This is a genomic window from Dokdonella aquatica (assembly GCF_051987395.1).
Taxonomy (GTDB): Bacteria; Pseudomonadota; Gammaproteobacteria; order Xanthomonadales; family Rhodanobacteraceae; genus Dokdonella.
On sequence record NZ_CP197094.1, the window covers coordinates 447482 to 462897 of the forward strand.

Genomic DNA, 15416 nt, shown 5'->3' on the forward strand with positions numbered 1-15416 from the left:
CCGTTTCACGGATTCCCGCATGACACCGCACGTCTATCCCCCTGCCGATCCCGTGTTCGGCAAGCTCAGCTGGGGCGCGATCCCGCTGCATGATCCGATCCTGCTGAGCACCTTCGTCGGTGTCGTGATCGGCGGTATCGCGGTGCTCGCGCTGCTGACGCGCTACCGCCTGTGGACACCGCTGTGGCGCGACTGGATCACCAGCATCGACCACAAGAAGATCGGCATCATGTACATGGTGCTCGGCCTCGTGATGCTGCTGCGCGGCTTCGCCGACGCGATCATGATGCGCGCGCAGCAGGCGATGGCGTTCGGCGAGAACGTCGGCTACCTGCCTCCGCACCACTACGACCAGATCTTCACGGCCCACGGCGTGATCATGATCTTCTTCGTGGCGATGCCGTTCATCACGGGCCTCATGAACTACCTCGTGCCGCTCATGATCGGCGCGCGCGACGTGGCCTTTCCGTTCCTCAACAACTTCAGCTTCTGGATGACCACGGTCGGCGCCGTGCTCGTCATGGCCTCGCTGTTCGTCGGCGAGTTCGCCAAGACCGGCTGGCTCGCCTACCCGCCGCTGTCCGGGCTCGACTACAGCCCCGATGTCGGCATGGACTACTACATCTGGGCGCTGCAGATCGCCGGCGTCGGCACGACGCTGTCGGGCATCAACCTGATCGTCACGATCGTGAAGATGCGCGCGCCGGGCATGGACCTCATGAAGATGCCGATCTTCGTGTGGACCTCGCTGTGCTCGAACGTGCTCATCGTGGTGAGCTTCCCGGTGCTCACCGCGGTACTCGCGATGCTCACGCTGGACCGCTACGTCGACACGAACTTCTTCACGTCCAGCCTCGGCGGCAACCCGATGATGTACGTGAACCTGATCTGGATCTGGGGCCACCCCGAGGTCTACATCCTGATCCTGCCGCTGTTCGGCGTGTACTCCGAAGTGGTGTCCACGTACTGCAGCAAGCGCCTGTTCGGCTACAGCTCGATGGTCTACGCGACCGTCTGCATCACGATCCTGTCCTACCTCGTGTGGCTGCACCACTTCTTCACGATGGGCTCGGGCGCGAGCGTGAACTCGTTCTTCGGCATCACCACGATGATCATCTCGATCCCGACCGGGGCGAAGATCTTCAACTGGCTGTTCACGATGTACCGCGGGCGCATCCGCTTCGACGTGCCGATGCTGTGGACGCTCGGCTTCATGGTCACCTTCACCGTCGGCGGCATGACCGGCGTGCTGCTCGCGGTGCCGCCGGCCGACTTCGTGCTGCACAACAGCCTGTTCCTCGTCGCGCATTTCCACAACGTGATCATCGGCGGCGTCGTGTTCGGCATCTTCGCGGGCATGGCCTACTGGTTCCCGAAGGCGTTCGGTTTCCGCATGGACGAGTTCTGGGGCAAGGTGTCGTTCTGGTTCTGGCTGGCCGGTTACTGGTTCGCGTTCACGCCGCTGTACGTGCTCGGCCTCATGGGCGTGACGCGCCGCATGAGCCACTTCGACGACACCACGCTGCAGCCGTGGTTCGTGGTCGCCGCGTTCGGCGCCGTGCTCATCGCGATCGGCATCGCGGCGTTCCTGTGGTGCATCGTTGTCAGCATCCGTCGCCGCGAGTCGCTGCGCGACGTCACCGGCGATCCCTGGGGCGGCCGCACGCTGGAGTGGTCGACCTCGTCGCCGCCGCCGGACTACAACTTCGCGTTCACACTCGTCGTGCACGACACCGATGCATGGTGGGACATGAAACGCCGCGGCGCCGAGCGTCCGCTGTCGGGCTTCCAGCCGATCCACATGCCGAAGAACACGGCCGCAGGCGTCGTGCTCGCGGCGATCTCGGGCGTGGTCGGCTTCGCGCTGATCTGGCACATCTGGTGGCTCGCCGCGCTGTCGTTCACGGCCCTCGTGGTCGCCGCGATCGTGCACACGTTCAACTACCACCGCGATTACCACATCCCGGCCTCCGAGGTCGAAGCCACGGAGGCAGCCCGCACACGGCTGTTGAGCCTGCATGTCTGAGGCCGTCACCCTCGCGCCGCCGAGCCACGGCACGACCGGCACGCCGCCGGCGTTCTACGACATCGAAGGCCGCCACCACCCGCAGAACGGCACCTTGCTGGGGTTCTGGCTGTACCTGATGAGCGACCTGCTCATCTTCGCCTGCCTGTTCGCGACCTACGGCGTGCTCGGCCGCAACTATGCGGCCGGCCCTTCGGGTGCCGACCTGTTCGAGTTGCCGCTGATCGCGGTCAACACCGCGCTGCTGCTCGTGTCGTCGATCACGTACGGCATGGCGATGATCGCGATGCAGGCGCGGCGCAAGCGCCAGGTGCTGGCATGGCTCGGTGCCACCGGCCTGCTCGGCCTCGGCTTCCTCGGCATCGAGCTGTACGAGTTCCATCACCTGATCCATCTCGGCGCGGGCCCGGGCCGCAGCGCGTTCCTGTCCTCGCTCTTCGCGCTGGTCGGCACACACGGCCTGCACGTGTTCTTCGGCTGCCTCTGGCTGGTCGTGCTGATGGTGCAGGTGCAGCGCCTGGGCCTGACGGTCGCGAATCGCCGCCGCCTGTTCTGCCTGTCGATGTTCTGGCATTTCCTCGACGTGGTCTGGATTGGCGTCTTCTCGTTCGTCTACCTGATGGGAGTGCTGCCGTGAGCGCGCACCACGATGCACACGCCGGCCACGACGATCACGAGGACGACGGCATCCCGCACGTCCATGCACGCGACTACGTGCTCGGCTTCGTGTTCTCGGTGCTGCTGACCGCGGTGCCGTTCGGACTCGTGATGGCGGGCGGCAATGCCGACCCGACACTGATCAAGGTGCTCATCCTCGCGCTCGCGGCGGTGCAGGTGGTCGTGCACATGGTGTACTTCCTGCACATGAGCCCGAAGTCGGAGGGCGGCTGGAATTTCCTCGCGCTGCTGTTCACGGGCGTGCTCGTGGTGATCGTGCTCGCGGGCTCGTTGTGGGTGATGTTCCACCTCGACACCAACATGATGCCGATGACACCGCACGAGATGCGCATGGTGCCGTGACCGCCCGGCACGTCGAGCACGAGGCAGCCCGCGCCGCGCGACCCCGCACGCTCGCGGCGATCGGCGCCGTGCTGCTCGTACTGTTCGGCGGATTCCTCGCGCTCGGCACGTGGCAGCTGCAGCGCATGGGCTGGAAGCATGCGCTGATCACGCGCGTCGAATCCCGTATCCACGCGGAACCCGTTGCGGCCCCCGCGCGCGCGGCATGGACGGGTGTCACGCGTGAAGGCCACGAGTACCTGCGCGTGCGCGCCGAAGGTGTGTACCTCGCCGATGCCGACACGCGGGTGCAGGCCGTCACCGAACTCGGCGCGGGATTCTGGGTGATGACCCCGCTGCGCCGCGAAGACGGCGACGTGGTGCTGGTCAACCGCGGTTTCGTTCCGCTCGGTGCGACCGCGTCCGCAGCGCCTGCCGGCCGCATCGAGGTGTCCGGCCTGCTGCGCATCGACGAACCCGGCGGCGCCTTCCTGCGCCACAACGATCCCGCGGGCGGACGCTGGTACTCGCGCGACGTGCAGGCCATCGCGCAGGCGCGCGGGCTGCCTGCGACAGCACCGTTCTTCGTCGATGCCGATCGCGGCGCGACCGCAGCCGGTACCTGGCCACGCGGCGGCATGACCGTGGTGCGCTTCCGCGACCCGCATCTGACCTATGCGCTGACCTGGTTCGCGCTCGCCATGTTGGTCGCGCTCGCGGGCTGGCGCGTGGTGACGCGGGAGCGCGGATTGCGGCAGCATGCGCGTACCCGTCGCCACGGAATGCGCGCACATGCGAGCACCGTCCTCCCACCCGCGTGACGCCGTGAACCTGCGCCTGTCCGACGATTCGCGCGACGGCACCGGCCGCAAGAACATGCAGCAGCTGATCCTGCTGCGCTGGATCGCGGTCGTCGGCCAGGTACTCACGATCGGCGTCGTGCACGGCGCGATGGGCATTACGCTGTCGCTGCAGCCGATGCTGGCCATCCTCGCCGGACTCGTCGTGTTCAACGTCGCCAGCCTGCTGCACTGGCGGCGCGGGCGCCACGTCGGCGACGCGGCGCTGCTGCTCGCGCTCGGCGTCGACATCGCTTCGCTCACCGCGCAGCTCTACCTGAGCGGCGGCATCAGCAATCCATTCGTGTTCCTGTTCCTGCTGCAGGTCGCGCTCGGTGCGGTGCTGCTGCGGCCGCTGTCGAGCTGGATCGTCGTCTCGGTGACTGCAGCCTGCGTGGTGTTCCTCGCCCACGTGCCGGGTCCCGTCGCGATCCCCGTGCACCTCGAGGACGGCCTCGCCGATCCGCACGTGCTCGGCCTGCTCGTGTGCTTCGGCCTCGTCGCGACGCTGCTCGTCGTGTTCATCACGCGCATCGGTCGCATCGTGCGGGCACGCGACGCGCGCCTCGCGACGATGCGGCAGCAGGCCGCCGAGGAGGAACACATCGTGCGCATGGGCCTGCTCGCGTCGGGTGCGGCGCACGAGCTCGGCACGCCGCTGTCGACGCTCGCGGTGATCCTGCGCGACTGGCGCGACATGCCGGCCTTCCGTTCGGATCCGGAATTGCTGCAGGATGTGATCGAGATGGAAACCCAGATCACGCGCTGCAAGGCCATCGTCACCGGCATCCTGCTGTCGGCCGGCGAGACGCGCGGCGAAGCGCCCGCGCCGACGACCCTGCATCGGTTCTTCGACGGACTGGTCGCGGAATGGCGCGCGACGCGTCCGGCCGTGCGCTTCGACTACCTGCCGCGCCTCTGTGACGACGTGCCGATCGTCTCGGACACCGGCCTCAAGCAGATGATCGACAACATCCTCGACAACGCACTCGAGGCCTCGCCGAACTGGCTCGCGCTGGACGTCGTGCGCGGCATAGACAGCGTGACCGTGCGCGTAACCGACGCCGGGCCGGGCTTCCCGCCCGCGATGCTCGAGCGGCTCGGCCAGCCCTACCACTCGAGCAAGGGACGCCCGGGCGGCGGACTCGGCCTGTTCCTGTCGCTCAACGTCGCGCGCACGCTCGGCGGCACGCTCGCCGCGCGCAACCGTGACGTCGGCGGCGCGGAAGTCACGGTCACGCTGCCGCTGTCGGCGGTCCTGCTCGATCGCGAGGACGATGCACACGATGGCGACTGACGCACGCCGCCTGCTGATCGTCGAGGACGACGCCGCGTTCGCGCGCACGCTGTCGCGCTCGTTCGAGCGGCGTGGCTACCAGGTGCGCGGCATCGCCACGCTCGACGAGGTCGATGCCGCGGTCGACGCGTTCGCACCGACGCATGCGGTGGTCGACCTCAAGCTCGCCGGCGGCGGCTCGGGCCTGGCCTGCGTGAAGGCACTGCACGAGCGTGATCCGGACATCGTGATCGTCGTGCTGACCGGCTACGCGAGCATCGGCACCGCGGTCGAGGCGGTCAAGCTCGGTGCCCGCCACTACCTCGCCAAGCCGTCGAACACCGACGACATCGAGGCCGCGTTCGCGCGCACCGAGGGTGACACCGACGTCGAGGCGGCCACGCGCACGTCGTCGATCAAGACGCTCGAGTGGGAACACATCCACGGCGTGCTCGCCGAGAGCGACTTCAACATCTCCGAAGCCGCGCGGCGACTCGGCATGCATCGGCGCACGCTCGCGCGCAAGCTCGAGAAGCGCCGCGTGACGTGACGGCGCCGATGGGCGTCGGCGCCGCGGATCGACTCAGTACTTCGCGGGCGCGGTCGACGGCGTCTCGCCGTCCTTGAGCAGATAGCCCTCGACTTCCTTGCGCACGGTCTTCTCGAGTGCGCGCGGCTTCGGTCCCTTGCCCTCCTCGATCTCCGACGCGAGCTTGAACAGCGGCATGAAGAGCTGGCCCTGGTCCGGCGCGGCACGCAGCACGACCGGCTTGTCCGCGCCGAGCAGCGCGGCCCACTCGGCGCGCACGAGCTTCCACATCGGATCGGTGGCTTTCAGGTACGCATCGGCCGGCGTGAAGTCGTAGTCACGGATGCGCTCGTAGCGGTTGAAGCCGTACTCGCGCGCGAGGATCGGCTCCTCGGTGCGCGGCGTGCCGGCCGAGGCGAGCGCGACCTTGTGGTTGAACTGCTCGTGCACCCAGCCGGTCGGCACGATGACGTGGCGATTGGTGCCGGCGAGCACCTGGTAGTCCGAACGCACCGAGTACTCGCGACGCGGCAGCGGACGCCAGCCTTCCGGCGACTCCCATGCCGAGTAGCCCTTGGCGTGCTGCCAGCGCGCGACGTCGGCGTAGCGCGGCGAATCGTCGACCTGGTACACCGACTGCGACCACGCACCCTTCGCCGCCGCGGGATCCACGGCCTCGCGTTCCCAGGTCTGCGCACCGCGGTAGCGGAACACGTGCTTGGGTTCGTACTGCCAGTCCTGGCGCCAGTGCTTGGTCACGAACGGGCCCATCATCTTGCCGTCCTTGCCGATGATGCTCATGACCAGCATGTGCTGCAGCGAGATGAAGGTGCCGCGATCCTCGAGCACGACGACCTTCTCGGTGCCCCAGCTCTGGTACGGGCGCGACGGCTTGAAGCCCGGCGTGAAGCCGGCGACCTCGATGAAGTCGAAGCTCGCACGGTAACCGCCGGTCATCGCGAGGATCGCGCGGCGATCGCGCTCGAACGCGTCGATGCCGGGCTCCTGCAGCGAGCGCCAGCCTTCCGAAACCTCGGTGTCGAGCGTGATCGGGGTGCCACGCGTGGTGCCGCCGCGCGGCGCGAGCTCGCCGCCTTCGACGAACTGCCACGCGAACGTGTACTGGCGCGAGGCCGGTGCATCGGTGGCGGCCGAGGCAGGCGTCGGGTTCGGTGCTGAAGCAGGCGCGGCATCGGTGGTCTTTGCCGCGGCGGGCGCAGGGCCGACGGCGGCCAGCGGCATGGACACGAAGAGGCCGATGACGGCCGATACGGCGAGGGTACGGGAGATCAAGCGATCACTCCTTGCGAGGCAGGAAGCGCCGGCGCACGGCCGGTTGGCGGGTCGCCGAGGATAGACGCGAATCGTTCCCATTTCCATCCGGGCCCTACCCTGCCGTGAAGGCGAACACTCCCGCGACATCCGATGCTCCTTCGTCGATGCGAGAGTGCCACGGGGCGCATGCGGGACACGTGATCCACGCATCCCGCATGCGCTCCCGTCATCTCGTCGCCGGCCGGTCTCGCGGTGGCGACGTCCGCGTCACGCCGGGGTGTCCGAACGCAACGCCTTCGCCGCGGCCACCATCGCCACGAGCGCGGCACGCGTTTCCTTCCAGCCACGCGTCTTGAGCCCGCAATCCGGATTGACCCAGATCTGCCCGGCCTCGAGCACGTCGCGGGCCTTGTGCAGCAGCTCCGTCATCTCGCCCTGGTCGGGCACGCGCGGACTGTGGATGTCGTACACGCCGGGGCCGATCCCGTTCGGGTAGCGGAACCTGACGAAGGCATCGAGCAGCTCCATGCGCGAGCGCGAGGTCTCGATCGAGATGACGTCGGCATCCATCGCCGCGACCGCCTCGATGATGTCGTTGAACTCGGAGTAGCACATGTGCGTGTGGATCTGCGTGTCGTCGCGCACGCCGGACTGGGTGATGCGGAAGCTGTCGACGGCCCAGTCGAGGTAGGCCTTCCAGTCCGCGCGACGCAGCGGCAAGCCCTCGCGCAGCGCCGGCTCGTCGATCTGGATGATGCCGATGCCGGCGGCCTCGAGGTCGAGCACCTCGTCGCGCAGGGCGAGTGCGATCTGCCGGCACGTCCTCTCGCGCGGCTGGTCGTCGCGCACGAACGACCACTGCAGCACCGTCACGGGGCCCGTCAGCATGCCCTTCATCGGCCGCGGCGTGAGCGACTGCGCGTACTGCGACCAGCGCACGGTCATCGGTGCCGGACGCGCGACGTCGCCGTAGATGATCGGCGGCTTCACGCAGCGCGAGCCGTAGCTCTGCACCCACCCGTTCTTGGTGAAGGCGAAGCCGTCGAGCTGCTCGCCGAAATACTCGACCATGTCGTTGCGCTCGAACTCGCCGTGCACGAGCACGTCGATGTCGAGGGCCTCCTGCGCGCGCACGCATGCCTCGGTCTCGGCGGCGAGGAACGCGTCGTACTCGGCCTGCGAGCGCTTGCCGGACCTGAACGCCGCGCGCGCTTCACGCACCTCGCGCGTCTGCGGGAACGAGCCGATCGTGGTGGTCGGGTATGCCGGGAGTTTGAACCGCGCGCGTTGCTGCGTACGGCGCACCGTGTACGGTGACGGTCGCGCCGAGTCGGCGCCCTCGACCGACGCGAGGCGCGCGGCGACATCGTCGCGATGTACTTTCTTCGACGCACGGCGCGACGCAATGCGCTCGCGCGCGACCTCGAGCGAGCCTTGCGCCGACACCATGCCGTCGAGTGCATCGGCGAGGATGCGCAATTCCTCGATCTTCTGGCGCGCGAAGGCGAGCCAGCGCAGGACATCGGCGGGCAGCTGGTGCTCGAGCGTCGCATCGATCGGTGCGTGCAACAGCGAGCACGACGGCGCGACCTGCAGGCGTTCGCCACCACGCGCAGCATGCGCGCGACGTGCGAGCGCGAGCGCGCGGTCGAGGTCGGTGCGCCACACGTTGCGGCCATCGACGAGGCCGAGTGAGAGCGTCCACGTGGCCGGGATCGCCGCGAGCACCTCGTCGAGCTGCTGCGGCACACGCACGAGGTCGACATGCAGGCCGTCGACGGGCAGCGACGCGACGAGCGCGAGGTTGTCGCCGATCGCCCCGAAATACGTCGCGAGCAGCAGCTTCGGGCGCTTCACGTCGGCCAGCGCGGCGTAGGCGTCGCGGTAGGCGGCATGGTCGTCGCCGTCCTGGTCGAGCACGAGACAGGGCTCGTCGATCTGCACCCAGTCCGCGCCCGCATCGGCAAGCCTGCCGAGCAGTTCGGCGTAGGCTGCGACCAGCGCAGGCAGCAGGTCGAGGCGATCGCTGCCGTCGATGCTCTTGGACAGCAGCAGGAAGCTGACCGGTCCTAGCAGCACCGGACGCGCGCGCGCGCCGGCGTCGCGCGCCTCGAGGAACTCGGCGACGGGCTTGTCGCCACGCAAGCGGAAGGCTTGCCCGGCCTCGAGTTCGGGTACGAGGTAGTGGTAGTTCGTATCGAACCACTTGGTCATCTCGAGCGCGGGAAGATCGACGCCGTCCTGCTGCAGGCCGCGCGCCATCGCGAAGTAGCCCTGCAACGGGTCGGCATCGGCGAGCGCGCAGTAGCGCTGCGGGATCGCGTCGAACAGGAAGGCCGTGTCGAGCACGTGGTCGTACAGCGAGAAGTCGTTGCACGGCACGATGTCGGCGCCGGCTGCGTGCTGCAGCTGCCAGTGCCGGTGGCGCAAGGCCTTGGCCTGCATCTGCAGTGCACTCGCGTCGGCATCCCCGCGCCAGTAGGCCTCGACGGCCTGCTTGAGTTCACGTCGGATCCCGATGCGCGGGAAGCCGAGGTTGATCGCTTGGGTCATGGTGTGGTCCTCGATTCGTCATGAATGGAGGAACGAAGGAAAGGCGTCGGCCGACCGCCTGCGCAGCCGTCGTCACCCGCGACCTTCGCCCCCTCGGGCGAACCGGCACTCGCGGGCACGCGTGCGCACGCACGCCTCCGCATGGAGGCGCGGCATGCCCACCGCCTCCCACGGGCGCCAGGTCAGGCAGGGATCGCTCCCTGGCCGAGGCAGGTCTTCGGGCTCGTGGACGTGGTGCATGCGCACGCACCGCCTACTGTCCGCCGCTTCCCGGTCCTCGCGGACCAGTGCTGTTGGCGAAGGTCGTTTCCACACACCGCTGCGGGGCAGCGCCGGATTTGGCATGGGCCGTACCGGCTTCCCTTTTAAATTCATCCCTTCATGCAGATGAAGAGATGAATACCTTGGCGTGCGCATGCTGGACCGTTTGCGGCCGCCGGTCAAGGACGATGCCGGCCGGGTGCGACCGTCGGTCACGTCCCTCGCGACGATGCCGGTGATGTCATCGGGGGATCCCTTCACCCACGACATCGATGAAACCCACCACGCTGAACGCGGCGATCGCCGCGATCCTGTTGCATGCCTCTCCCGTATCGGCTGCAGATGCGGTCGACGACGACACCGGTGCCGTGTTCGAGCCTGTCGTCGTGATCGCGGTCGCACCGCGCACGCCGCTCGTGTTCGAGACCGATCCCAAGCTGCCGCGTCAGCCCGTGCCCGCGAGCGACGGCGCCGACTACCTCAAGACGGTTCCCGGCTTCACGGCGATCCGCAATGGCGGCACCAACGGTGATCCGGTGCTGCGCGGCATGTTCGGTTCGCGCCTCAACCTGATGTCCAACGACGGCACGATGCTCGGCGCGTGCCCCGCTCGCATGGACAACCCGCTCTCGTACGTCGCACCCGAGACGTTCGATGCGCTCACCGTCATCAAGGGGCCGCAGTCGGTGATCTGGGGGCCCGGCGCTTCGGCAGGCACCGTGCGCTTCGAACGACGTACCGCGCGCTTCGACGAACCCGGATGGCGTACCGACGCGAGCGTGCTCGCGGGCTCGTGGGGACGCCACGACGAGGTGCTCGACGTCGCCGCCGGTGCGCCACGCGGCTTCGTGCGCATGACCGCGAACCGTTCCGAGCAGGGCGACTACGACGACGGCGCCGGACGCCGCGTGCCATCGGCCTGGAAGAAGTGGAACGCCGACGTCGAAGCCGGCTGGACGCCCGACGCTGACACGCGCCTCGTCGCGACGCTCGGCCGCGGCGACGGCGAGGCGCGTTACGCGGGTCGCGGCATGGACGGCTCGCAGTTCGAACGCGAGAGCGCCGGCCTGCGCTTCGAGAAGACGCACCTCGGCGGCGTGCTGGATGCGATCGAGGCGAGCGCCTACCTCAACCATGCCGACCATGTCATGGACAACTACAGCCTGCGCGATCCGGACCCGACCGGCGCGATGCCGATGCCGATGGCGGCGAATGTCGACCGCACGACGCAAGGCGCACGCCTCGCGACCACATGGCGCTGGCGCGACGCGAGCCTAGTCACCGGCCTCGACCAGCAGACCAATCGCCATCGCAACCGCAGCGGCATGGGCGTCGGCACGTACACCGCGGAGCCGTGGGTTCCCGATGCGCGCTTCACGAACCTCGGCGCGTTCGGCGAGCTCACGTGGACCCTCTCGACACGCGACCGCCTCGTCGCGGGACTGCGTGCCGACCGCGCGACCGTCGAGGACCGTCGTCGCGACAGCGGCAGCATGATGCCGATGCCCAACCCGACGTTCGGCGTCACGCGCCGCGACACGCTCGTCTCGGGCTTCGCGCGCGTCGAGCGCGAGCTGTCCGCCGTGCCGTCGACGACCGTGTACGCCGGCATCGGCCGCGTCGAGCGCTTTCCCGACTACTGGGAACTGTTCTCCGCCGACGCGGCGGCGATGGATGCGGCCAACGCGTTCGCGTCGGTACGGCCCGAGGTCACGACCCAGCTCGACGTCGGCACGCAGTTCGAGGGCGAGGCGATCCGCGCGTGGGCCTCGCTGTACGCGGGACGCATCGACGACTACATCCTGTTCCGCTACAACGAAGGCGGCATGATGGGCCGACGTCGCAGGTCACGAACATCGATGCGCGTACATGGGGTGGTGAACTCGGCGCGACGTGGCGGTTCGCGCCGTCGTGGAAACTCGATGCCTCCGTCGCGCACGCGCGCGGCAATAACCGCAGCGACGATCGCGCGCTGCCGCAGATGCCGCCGCTCGAAGGGCGGTTCGCCGTCGCGTGGGACGCACGCGCGTGGTCGTTCGGTGCGCTCTGGCGCGTGGTCGCCGGGCAGGACCATGTGCGCGCGACGACGGCAACGTCGTCGGTCGTGATCTCGGCCCTAGCGCGGGCTTCGGCGTGTTCGCGCTCAACGCGGGCTACCGCTTCAGTGATACGACACGCCTCAGCGCCGGCGTCGACAACGCCTTCGACCGTACCTACGCCGAGCATCTCAATCTCGCCGGCAATGCGGCATTCGGCTATCCGGCCGATCCCGTGCGCATCCACGAACCCGGACGCACGCTGTGGGCGAAGCTCGACGTGAGGTTGTGATGCGGGACGAGACACGGCAATACGCCACGCTTGTCCAATCCGACCCGACGCTGAACGCGATGCGCGCATACCGCAGGGGTTCATCACGGCGCGCCTAGCGTGTACTCCGGGATCAGGGAACGCGCGGAGGCACGCCATGCCACGTCACGACACTCGCTTCGCCGGAGGTTTCCTCGCGGCACTCGTGCTGGCCTGCGCGGCCGTCGGCGCGATGGCGACGACCGTCACGCCGAGGACGTCGTCCGACGCCGCCGGCGATGCGGCCTTCATCGCCGACACGGCCCGAGCCGCGACGACGCTGCGCATGATGGGGCAGCTCGCGATGCAGGAAGGCGACGACGAAGCGATCCGTGCCTGGGGCCGTGGCCTCGCCGACGAGCACGACGCGTTCCTCGCCCAGCTGACGGCCGCCGCGAGACCCGGCACACCCGAGCTTCCGACAACGGTGTCGACACGCCAGCAGGACACACTCGTCGAGCTGTCGCAATGGCGCAGCCACTGGTTCGACCGTCGGGTGGTCGCGGCAGCGATCGAGGAGCAGCTCGCGCTGCTGTCGGCGTTGCAGGCACGCCTCGGCACACGCGGCGACCGTACCGGCGACGCCTTCGACGATCTCGCCGAAGCCTATGTCGACCGACTCCACACACACGTGGTGGCCGCGGTCGCGCTGCGTGCCGCGGCGGGCGAGGATCCACCCGAGGCCGTGGCGTCGGGTACGCCGACGTTCGAGGCTGTCGCGTACCCGGTCGCGCCGCGCTGAGCGCGCGACACGACGTGACGCGATGGGCCTCGCGACCTACGCGCGCAAGCGCGACTTCCGCGCCACGCCGGAACCCGAGAAGGGTGGCCAGGCCGATCGGCGCCGCTTCGTCGTCCAGTTGCACCACGCCTCGCATCGTCACTTCGACTTCCGGCTCGCGTTCGGTGGCGTCCTCAAGAGCTGGGCGATTCCGAAAGGACCGAGTTTCGATCCCGGCGTGAAGCGCCTCGCGGTCGAGGTCGAGGACCACCCTCTCGCCTATGCCGACTTCGAGGGCGATATTCCCGCAGGGCACTACGGTGCGGGCCATGTCGACGTGTTCGACTCGGGCACCTGGGAGCCGCAGGGACCGGTGCGCGAAGCGCTCGCGAGGGGCGAACTCAAGTTCACGCTGCATGGCGACATCCTGCGCGGGTCGTGGGTGCTCGTGCGCACGCGCAAGCAGGGCGGACGCCAGCAGTGGCTGCTGATCAAGCACGACGATGCGTACGCAGGGCCACGCGAGGCCGACGACTTCGTCGATCCACGCACCGATCGCCCGTGGCCGCTCGCGAAACGACGCGAGACGTGGCCCGAAGCGTCGAGTTCCATGTCGACCCGCACGCGCGATACGCCGCGAGCACGCGCGCCGGGTGAACGCGCACCGATGCAGGCGCCGTTCGCACCCGAGCTGTGCCACGCACGCGATACACCTCCGACCGGCAACGATTGGCTGCACGAAGTGAAGTGGGACGGCTACCGCATCCTCGTCACGGTCGCGCGCGGCAAGGTCCGGCTGTGGTCGCGCAACGGCATCGAGTGGACGCAGAAGCTTCCTGCACTCGTCGAGGCGTTCGCGTCGCTGGGCTTCACGAGTGCACAGCTCGACGGCGAACTCGTCGCGCTCGAGGACGGCGAGGTCAGCTTCAATGCCTTGCAGGCACGCCTGTCCGGCGAGTCGGAAGGCGACGTGCTCGGCATGCTGTTCGACCTGCCCTACCTCGAGGGTCGTTCACTGCGCAACGTGCCGCTGCTCGAACGCAAGCAGCTGCTCGCCGAGCGTCTCGCCCGACGCACGCACCCGCTACTGCGGCATTCGGACCATCAGGTCGGCAAGGGTGCTGCCGTGTTCGCGCAGGCGGTAAGCCACGGCTTCGAGGGTATCGTCAGCAAACGCGTCGACAGCATCTATACGGGGTCGCGCAGCGGTGCCTGGATCAAGGTCAAGAGCCGTCCCTCCGACGAGTTCGTGGTGATCGGATTCACCGAACCCAAAGGACATCGCAGCGGCCTCGGCGCACTCCTGCTTGCGGAGCACGACGAAAATGGCGAACTCGATTATGTCGGGCGCGTAGGCACGGGGTTCCGTGATACCCAGCTGAAAACCCTTCGCAAGCGACTCGCGTCGATGACGACGGCCAAACCCCGGGCGGCCATCGAACGCATGACCGCCACCGAACGAAAGCTTGCACGCTGGGTCGAGCCGCAACTCGTCGTCGAGGTGTTCCATCAGGGACGCGGCGGGCACGGCCTGCTGCGTCAGGTCGCCCTCAAGGCGATGCGTGCAGACAGGAACGTGGAGGATCTCGTGCCGACGTCCAAGGCGAAGAAGAAGGCATCGATGACGACACGGAAGCCTGCGAAACCCGGAGCACATCCCGAAGCCGAGGGCCCGCATGCCAGCCAGGCTGACGTCGTCCTCACCCATCCCGAACGCATCGTGTTCCCCGGCACGTCGATCACCAAGGCCAACGTCGCCGACTACTACCGGGCCGTCGCACCATGGATCCTGCGCGAACTCGAAGGACGTCCCGTCTCGGTGCTGCGTTGCCCCGATGGTGCGGGTTCGGCGTGCTTCTTCCAGAAGCATCTCGGGCGCGGCTGGGGCGACCACGTGCACGCGCTGCCGATCGAGGACAGCTCGGGCCGCAGCGACTACCTGTGCATCCACGACGAGCGCGGTCTGCTCGAACTCGTGCAGATGAACGTGCTCGAGTTCCATCCGTGGGGATCACCGAGTGGTGACCCCGAACACGCGGAGCACCTCGTGTTCGACCTCGATCCCGGCAAGGGCGTGGCGTGGTCGCGTGTCATCGCGGCGGCGCGCGAGGTGCGCACGCAGCTGGCCTCCGTCGATCTCGAATCGTTCGTGCGCACCTCGGGTGGCAAGGGACTGCACGTGGTCGTACCGCTCGATCCGCCGGCACCATGGGACGACGCACGGCGCTTCGCGCAGGGCGTGGCGCAGGCTCTCGCCACGCTGCATCCCGAGACGTTCGTCGCCAGGGCCGGCGAGAGCCACCGCAAGGGCCGCATCTTCGTGGACTGGCTGCGCAACGGCCGCGGCGCGACGAGCGTCGCCTCGTACTCGCTGCGCGCGCGCAAGGGCGCCGGCGTGGCGATGCCGCTGTCGTGGACCGAACTCGGCCGCGTCGCATCGGGCGATGCGTTCGATATGGCCGCCGCCCTCACGCGCATCCGGCGTCGCCAAAGCGATCCGTGGCAGGCCATCTCGACGACCCGCCAGTCGCTGCCGGAGATCTGACGCGGTCGCGACGTGCGTAGATCGGTTCGTAGCTCGTGATCGCGTG

The 15416-nt window shown here is 68.4% G+C and carries 10 protein-coding genes, 1 pseudogene and 1 riboswitch; of the genes and pseudogenes, 9 read left to right on the forward strand and 2 right to left on the reverse strand.

Annotated elements, in window-relative coordinates; translation table 11 throughout:
• Positions 1 to 19 precede the first annotated feature (19 nt).
• Genes cyoB through ACQQ2N_RS01870 form a run of 6 tightly spaced genes read left to right on the forward strand, consistent with a single transcriptional unit; the run spans position 20 to position 5690 of the window.
• Positions 20 to 2026 carry a cytochrome o ubiquinol oxidase subunit I gene (cyoB, locus tag ACQQ2N_RS01845; protein ID WP_440223970.1) on the forward strand — a complete coding sequence of 669 codons (2007 nt, stop codon included), beginning with the start codon at positions 20 to 22 and terminating at the stop codon, positions 2024 to 2026.
• Positions 2019 to 2663: a cytochrome o ubiquinol oxidase subunit III gene (gene cyoC / locus ACQQ2N_RS01850; protein ID WP_440223971.1), complete on the forward strand. Its 645-nt coding sequence runs from the start codon at positions 2019 to 2021 to the stop codon at positions 2661 to 2663. The genes cyoB and cyoC overlap by 8 nt, the downstream gene beginning before the upstream one ends.
• A complete protein-coding gene (cyoD, locus tag ACQQ2N_RS01855) occupies positions 2660 to 3046 on the forward strand; it encodes a cytochrome o ubiquinol oxidase subunit IV (RefSeq protein WP_440223972.1) in 387 nt (128 codons plus the stop codon). Before cyoC ends, cyoD begins: the two co-directional genes overlap by 4 nt.
• Complete coding sequence (locus tag ACQQ2N_RS01860) at positions 3043 to 3846, forward strand: SURF1 family protein (RefSeq protein ID WP_440223973.1); 804 nt, start codon at positions 3043 to 3045, stop codon at positions 3844 to 3846. The genes cyoD and ACQQ2N_RS01860 overlap by 4 nt, the downstream gene beginning before the upstream one ends.
• Positions 3818 to 5161, forward strand: coding sequence for an ATP-binding protein (locus ACQQ2N_RS01865; RefSeq protein WP_440223974.1), 1344 nt, complete (start codon positions 3818 to 3820; stop codon positions 5159 to 5161). Before ACQQ2N_RS01860 ends, ACQQ2N_RS01865 begins: the two co-directional genes overlap by 29 nt.
• Entirely contained in the window at positions 5151 to 5690 is a 540-nt protein-coding gene (locus ACQQ2N_RS01870; RefSeq protein WP_440223975.1) for a response regulator transcription factor, read from the forward strand. The genes ACQQ2N_RS01865 and ACQQ2N_RS01870 overlap by 11 nt, the downstream gene beginning before the upstream one ends.
• Before the next feature lie 33 nt (positions 5691 to 5723).
• Here the strand turns inward: ACQQ2N_RS01870 and ACQQ2N_RS01875 are convergent, their stop codons facing one another.
• The gene (locus tag ACQQ2N_RS01875) at positions 5724 to 6962 is read right to left on the reverse strand and encodes a DUF6607 family protein (RefSeq protein ID WP_440223976.1); all 1239 of its coding nucleotides are present in this window, start codon (positions 6960 to 6962) and stop codon (positions 5724 to 5726) included.
• A gap of 249 nt (positions 6963 to 7211) precedes the next feature.
• Entirely contained in the window at positions 7212 to 9497 is a 2286-nt protein-coding gene (gene metE / locus ACQQ2N_RS01880) for a 5-methyltetrahydropteroyltriglutamate--homocysteine S-methyltransferase (RefSeq protein ID WP_440223977.1), read from the reverse strand.
• 191 nt (positions 9498 to 9688) lie between these two features.
• A riboswitch (cobalamin riboswitch) is annotated at positions 9689 to 9919 on the reverse strand.
• A 111-nt stretch (positions 9920 to 10030) separates the two neighbouring features.
• Between metE and ACQQ2N_RS01885 the strand changes: the two are divergent.
• From ACQQ2N_RS01885 to ligD, 3 genes and pseudogenes are all read left to right on the forward strand, one after another.
• A pseudogene (locus tag ACQQ2N_RS01885) lies at positions 10031 to 12086 on the forward strand (TonB-dependent copper receptor).
• A 136-nt stretch (positions 12087 to 12222) separates the two neighbouring features.
• Complete coding sequence (locus tag ACQQ2N_RS01890) at positions 12223 to 12846, forward strand: DUF4142 domain-containing protein (protein ID WP_440223978.1); 624 nt, start codon at positions 12223 to 12225, stop codon at positions 12844 to 12846.
• Between the two features lie 22 nt (positions 12847 to 12868).
• Complete coding sequence (ligD, locus tag ACQQ2N_RS01895; protein WP_440223979.1) at positions 12869 to 15370, forward strand: DNA ligase D; 2502 nt, start codon at positions 12869 to 12871, stop codon at positions 15368 to 15370.
• Positions 15371 to 15416: the final 46 nt, after the last annotated feature.

Bases quoted from the DNA above. Each gene is read 5' to 3' on its own strand.
- cyoC (WP_440223971.1), top strand. From the start codon at position 2,019: ATGTCTGAGGCCGTCACCCTCGCGCCGCCGAGCCACGGCACGACCGGC.
- ACQQ2N_RS01890 (WP_440223978.1), top strand. From the start codon at position 12,223: ATGCCACGTCACGACACTCGCTTCGCCGGAGGTTTCCTCGCGGCACTC.
- ACQQ2N_RS01865 (WP_440223974.1), top strand. From the start codon at position 3,818: ATGCGAGCACCGTCCTCCCACCCGCGTGACGCCGTGAACCTGCGCCTG.
- metE (WP_440223977.1), bottom strand. From the start codon at position 9,497: ATGACCCAAGCGATCAACCTCGGCTTCCCGCGCATCGGGATCCGACGT.
- ACQQ2N_RS01870 (WP_440223975.1), top strand. From the start codon at position 5,151: ATGGCGACTGACGCACGCCGCCTGCTGATCGTCGAGGACGACGCCGCG.
- ligD (WP_440223979.1), top strand. From the start codon at position 12,869: ATGGGCCTCGCGACCTACGCGCGCAAGCGCGACTTCCGCGCCACGCCG.
- cyoB (WP_440223970.1), top strand. From the start codon at position 20: ATGACACCGCACGTCTATCCCCCTGCCGATCCCGTGTTCGGCAAGCTC.